Here is a 6,693-nt window from a genome sequence, read left to right as displayed (position 1 = left end):
ATCTTCACATGGCAGAAAAATCACTTACAGGAAAGACTCTCTCAGGTGAATATATAGATGAGAATATTGAAATAGTTGAAGTGATGAAATTGCAAGATGAAAAAGATGAGATAATATTAAAAATAAAGAGAGAAAATGGAAAAATAGCCGAGATTGTATCAGAGTCTGATTCGTGGCTTGGATATGAAATAGGACAAAAATTGTTTGTTAGAATGCGATTGAAGGATGAAAACCCAGTAGCTATTTGTTGGGTTATGGGAAATGATTAGAAAATGTTTCGATATTGTTATTTACTTAACAATCAAACTGCTTTACAATGGAATCGTATAAAGGGCATATGCTTTTATTTGCTGATTGATTAAAGATGCGAGTAGTGTGATAGTTTGCGCTACCAAGAGGCGAAAGGAGAGTTTAATATGAAAAAAGTTTACCAAGTAGTCGAAAATTACTTTGATTGTTTGAAAAAGGGACGTAATAATCTTATTGACTGCGCTCAGTTAGAGAGTAGAGTAGAGGCAGGGGAAAAGCAATTTGTGCTAGATATTCGCAAAAAAGAAGATTACGATAAAGGTCATATAAAGGGTGCGTTTCATGCAGAATGGTCAGAAGTTTGGGATTTCATTGAAGACGATGTGTTTGATAAGGATGAAAAAATAGTCGTAGTGTGCTACACGGGGCAAACTGCAGGTCAGACTGTTTCGTTATTAAATATATTGGGATATGATGCGTGTTCTTTAAAGGGCGGAATGATGAATGGATGGAGCAAGATAGATATGCCGATAGAAGCAAGCTGCAGTGATTGAGGTTAATGGAGAGATTTTGGATAAAATCTGAATTATTATATTTTCACATATTGAACACGGTATTTTAGTGGGTTATTTTTAAAATATATAACAAAAAAGATAGGTTATATGCTTGATAAGAGTATACAACCTATCTTTTTTTTGCTCATTTAGTGGTGTTTTACTCGTGGAGTTTCATTAAAGGAATGAGTTTAAAATGATTGGTATAAAGGAGGCTTATGTATATTAATTATCACTTTTGTTACTAATTTGTAAACGATATATTAGTTATCGGTGATAAAATAGCATTGTAATTTAATGTATTCGCGATTGGTGAGCGGAGGGGATACTTAACAGTGAATATGCAATGTTTTTAAAGTTGCATAATTTGAAATTTAAAATAGGAGGATTTTTTATGAGAGTTGAAACTAGGAGGAATAGCCAAAATGTTAAGAAATACACGATTTTGATACTATTGATTTTGATTGTAGTATCATGTTCATATCTGATATTTAGTATGACAAATAGTGAAGGTGATTTTGGAGATAGCTACTATAAAGACATTACTTCTAAGTATTAATGTAGTTGATTTGTAATTCACTGTATGAAAAAAGTGTAGATTATAGCTTAATCTATTATGCTTAGAATGATAGGAGGAGACAGATTGAAGCGGTTTTTAATGGGGATTTTAATTGTTGGAATTTGCGTAGGGTTTGGTCTTTGGTTTGGAATGAGAATAGGAAATGAACTTAGTGGAAATTCAAAGAAAGAAGCTGTGAAAGTAGAAAGTTTTAGTGATGAGATGAATGATTCAGATTCAAAAGAATATGAAGAAAATACTCTAAAAGAAGGTATTTCTAAAAATGATAATGGTAAAAATACGGAGATAGATGAAGAAAATACAGACGAATATGAGGATAAATTTGCAGCCGAGAAAGAAGCAGAACAGAGAGCTGTTCTAGATAGATATAGGTATGATTCTGAGGAAATGTTTGAAATGAAGGATGTAGAATCTATAGATATGGCTGTCTTTGTAGAGTATTTTGAAAGGAAAAGTGGGCCTAAATATTTTGCTGAGGCGAAAGTGAGATTTCCTGACGGTGATAGCAAGGAACTTCCTGTTGAGATGACATTTGATAGTTTGTATGAATTGATGCCAGATGGAATGGGAAGCGCAGAAAGAGAGTCTTTTCCAAAAGAACGTTTGATGTGTGCTAGGGTTAAATATGAAAATCAGGTGCCAATAGCTATAGAAAAAATATTAGAAGAAGATTTGTATGAGCATAATTATTATCAATATATAGGTGAGGAAGGTGATAGCCTTAAATTTATCTATTCGAGTAAGCTCAATCCATTTGATATAAGAGAAAAAGATTTACAATACAATGAAGACTATTGCTTTACAGTTAAATTCAATCCGCAAATGAGTTGGAAAGATGATATAAAAATTGGCGATATGGTAGAAATCGCCTATGCTAATAATACTTTGTTTGGAATGAAAAGGATTGGATTTGAAAAAGAAATACAGGACAAGCCCCTTATATCATATTCAGTGGATTCTGATATTGAAATTGACTGTAAGCACATGGAAGCTGGTATGGTTACTCAGTTAAATAGCGATAAAACTGTAGTTGTTGGAAACACTAAGGGTTCGGAGTTCTATTTCAAGATAAAAGACACTACTAAGATTTTTGGACAAAAGCAAGGTGATTTGCTAGATTCAAAGAGCCAATTATTTGACAAGGGAAGACTAGTTGAAGTAAATGAAGATATTTTGAAATCAGGAGATATGATTTACTTCGATAAAGATAGTGAGGATTATTTAGAAACTATTGTGGTTATTGATTGCAAAATGAAAGATACTGACTTTAGAAAATTAAATTATAACGAAACGAGTGATAGTGGATACTGGATTAAATATGAAAATAAATGGAAGTATTTTGATAAAAACGATATGGACGATTATATGTTTGGAATAAGAGAATATCACAAGAATATAGAGCTAATAGAACTGGAAGATATTCAAAGTGGAGAATATTTGAAAAAAGCTTGCCATGTAATGCCTAGACTCACAAATATGGATATGGATAGAGCTAAAATAATAGATATAAGAGAAATGGAAGATGGTTTATTTATAGAATATGATGGATTTAGAACGGGAGTTCATACTTGTGATGTTTTTGATTCAGAGCTTGTGAAGCATGTGAAGGAGAATGTTGAAGTTGGCGATGAGGCTTTTATATATTGTGACTCAAACCATGAGGCTTTTGTATTTGAACCTATAAAAACTAGCAATATGACATCGACTAAGGTGCTTAAAGTAGCAGAAGTGCTGGATTACAACGAAGAAATGATGATGGTAACGCTTATAGATGAGAATATGCGAAAGACTTCTCCTCTTATACTTGATTTGAGAAATGTAGTAATAGGTTCTGTTGATCAAAATGAAAAAAATTTTACTAAGTCTTTTGATGATAGTGAGGCAATACTTGAAATTAGGCTTTTGGGAAAATCAACTATAGTGGAAGCAAATTGTCTTTTAGGCAATACGTTGTCAGATTTTGAGAGCTTTTATGTATTGGAAAAGACAGATAATAAGATAAAAATTAAGCGTGATGAACATTATAGAGCGAAATCAGTTCCTCTATCTAAATTTGATGAAAATAATCAAGCATGGCTTGAAATTTCAGATGATGTTAAGTCATTTTCTGATGTTACAGAAGGTGGGGGTGTTTATTTACATTTAGATGAGGATGGGAAAGTAGATATTATGTTTTGATAGGAGGAGATTTTGTGAGATTTGAAAATAATAAAGAGTGATAAATATTAGTACGGTAAATATGAATGGCTTGATTATCTAGGCAACTAGAATACAAATGACAGGAGGAATTTGAGGTATGATAAAAAAAATGATGAAAGCATTTTGCTGTTTGATGCTTTTGACTTTATTTTGTGTAGGCGCTAGTGATTTAGCTACAGCAACTGCTAAAAATGTAGGTTCAGAGGCTTTGACCGTGGGAGATGTATCGAATAAGGAATTTGAGTATTTTGGAGAAATTACAGGAGTAGAAGAGACTGATACGGGTGTTTTTGTAGCTGAAATAGAGGTGTATAAATCTACTATAACAGAGAAAGAATATTTTGTGATAGATGATAGTAAACTATATGATTATCTAAAGAACGCAAAAAAAACTGGAGAGCTAAAAGACAATATCTATAAGTTTTATTTAAACAAAAAAAAGATGTATTCTGCTAGTAAAGAAGGTGCATCCTATAGAAATTCAAATATATTGGTAGGAATAGAAAAATTAAATTCAAAGCGAAGTGAAAATATAAGCTATCCTATGTACAAAATGGAAGATAATTGGATATTTGCTCAAAATATAGGCGAGGACAAGCCTATAGAGTATTTTGGGGTAGAGATAAATTATGATTCTATAAATTGGAATCATCGATATTCTTTAGATGATTTATTTGATGAATGGAGATATAGACCCGTTGAAGTGATAGTAAATGAAGATGGGAAAATTGTATTTTTAGATCACATTGGTGATAAAAAGAGTATATACACTATAGAACGAGGAAAACCGAATAGTTTAGTGAAAAAAGTGGAAGGGGTTAAACCGATAGAGATAGAGAGAAAGTGGTTTACTTTAGCTGATAGTGATCACGAAGCATCAGAAATATTGATACTAGATGAGCAGAGTGTAAAAGATAAGACCAATATATCAGATTCAGCTTATAGTAAAGAAAAGATGAATGTAAAACTTGATTTTTTAAGAGAAGAAGTGAAAAAAGGTAAGGCATATATAGGAGATTTTGTATCTAATGATGATGGAGTGTATTTGCTATATGCTAGAGAGTATTCTGATTTAGAAGAAATGACAGAGGAGGATGTAGAGACTATAGAGAAATTAAGTAATTTAGAAGACTGCATAATAATAGAAGAGATAGATGCAGAAACAAAAGAGGTAAAGGCGCAAATAGTAGAAGATGGATTCCAGTACTCATGGTCAGGAAGTATTGATTTAGAAAATGAGATGTATACGCTTGATTATGACAATATAAAAACTTCAAGAATAGATGAAAGTGCTAAATACGTTTCAAAAGAGAATGTGAAATTAGAGCCTGGCCAGATAATATATTTTGATGAAAAAAATTATTCTGAAAAAAGCATAGACATAAATGGTGGAGTGCTCATCAAAAATGCAAATAGAAAAATCACTGATGGATTTGAAGATTTAGATTATGATTCAAATTTTATTGTAAGAAAAAATGATAGCTTTACTCATTATCATAGATATGAATTTGAATATATTTATGATTTGAGCGAGGGATTTGATTGCCAATTTGTAGTAGATCCTAAAGATACATCGCGCGCTCTTGCTGCTATTATAGAAAATGCACATTCTGACAGAATTGGTAATGATAGAGTTTTTGGTGTAGTGGGAGATTTCGAAGAAGAAGCTGGTAAATATAATATAAAGCTAAACATAGATGGCGAGCCTTTAGCTAGTAGGAAATTTGTAGCAGATAAAGAGGCTATAGAAGACGACATAGAGATAGGAGATAAAATACTAGCATATTACAAGGATGATAAATTGCTAGCATACGATGAGTACGAAGAGTTAAAGAGAAGTGATGGAAAATATATACTCAAAGAATTCGATGAAGTAGATGAGAAGAGCATACATGTGATTGATGAGAATGGAGATGAAGAAAGACTAGTTACTAAGACAAAGGCGGAATGGGACAAGCTAAAAAAGGAATATGAGCATATGGATATAATGATAGCTGCACAAGTTTTAGGGAATTCTAGTGAAGCTGATGATAAGTTAATTAAAAGCTATGAAATAGTTGATAGACTAGCAAAGAATGAAAAAAGACTCAGTACAGCCTTTGTTTCGCATTTATATAATAACGATGGAAATCTAGAGATTGATATTTACGATTATGAAAAGGATAGTTCACAATATTTCTACATGACTACAAGTGAATTAGATGTTTATGAATTGAACGCAGATGATGAGAAGAATTTTGTAATGGAATATTCAGATAATGAATTAGAATCTTTTGCCAAGAATTATAGTGTTAAAAAGCTAAACTATGAAGAGGAGGAATATGAGGAGTTAGATAATAAACTTGTCATCGCAGAATTTAATGGATTTAATAAATTAAATGCATTAGTTCTAGTAGATTTAAGTGATATTGCAGTTTTAGGCAAGATCGTAGATAGTCAATTTGTCACAAATGATGGCGAGAAATACGATATAAAAGAGTATTTGTTATTAGGCGATGAAAATTATAAAATAAAGTATTTTGAGAAAATATATAATGGTGATGTAGTGGCTGCACTCATCAAAAAATCGGATAGTGAAGACTACCTTGTGTATTTGACTAAGGCTGATTTTACTCTTGGAGATGAGAAAGAAGCTGTCATGCTTGTATTAAAAGGAAGACATGGATCAATTGATATAAATAGATATGATGAAAGAAGCGAAGAGGGAGTTCTAGCAGACGGTATGAGCTTTGAGTCGGAAGGAATAAAAAGTGGAGACATAGTGATTGCTAAGTACAATGAAACAAATGATGAATATATCAAGGTAATCAAGTCTATGGATTTATTCTATAGACCTCTAGCAGATGAAAATCAGATTATATATAAAGTAAAAGAAATAGATGGGCGAGATTTAAAACTAGAAACTGGCGATTATAGAATTGATGACCAAAATGATATAGTAATTGACAATGGTGTGGTTAAAAACTTTACTATGCTAAAATCGGCTACAGTTTTTAGAGATACGTCAGATTCGAATTTGAGAGTTGGAGAATATATAAATGTCAAATTAGATGATAATGGGGATGTTGAGCTAGCGTATGAATTAGAAGGGCTTGAGATAAGAAAAATATT

At 31.9% G+C, this 6,693-nt stretch carries 5 protein-coding genes; all 5 read left to right on the top strand.

What is annotated here, in order from left to right:
- Positions 1-269 (top strand): hypothetical protein (locus N4A40_14620; protein ID MCT4663088.1); only part of this gene is annotated, 269 nt, incomplete at its 5' end.
- A 147-nt stretch (positions 270-416) separates the two neighbouring features.
- The gene (locus tag N4A40_14615) at positions 417-803 is read left to right on the top strand and encodes a rhodanese-like domain-containing protein (GenBank protein MCT4663087.1); all 387 of its coding nucleotides are present in this window, start codon (positions 417-419) and stop codon (positions 801-803) included.
- Between the two features lie 394 nt (positions 804-1,197).
- Positions 1,198-1,362 (top strand): hypothetical protein, encoded by a 165-nt coding sequence (locus tag N4A40_14610; protein ID MCT4663086.1) that lies wholly within the window; start codon positions 1,198-1,200, stop codon positions 1,360-1,362.
- A 57-nt stretch (positions 1,363-1,419) separates the two neighbouring features.
- Positions 1,420-3,561 carry a hypothetical protein gene (locus N4A40_14605; GenBank protein ID MCT4663085.1) on the top strand — a complete coding sequence of 714 codons (2,142 nt, stop codon included), beginning with the start codon at positions 1,420-1,422 and terminating at the stop codon, positions 3,559-3,561.
- Between the two features lie 118 nt (positions 3,562-3,679).
- Positions 3,680-6,693: hypothetical protein (locus N4A40_14600; protein ID MCT4663084.1), on the top strand; the 3,014-nt coding region annotated here is incomplete at its 3' end.

It is taken from the genome of Tissierellales bacterium, from assembly GCA_025210965.1.
GTDB lineage: Bacteria > Bacillota > Clostridia > Tissierellales > JAOAQY01 > JAOAQY01.
This window is presented reverse-complemented; position numbering and strand designations above follow the sequence as displayed.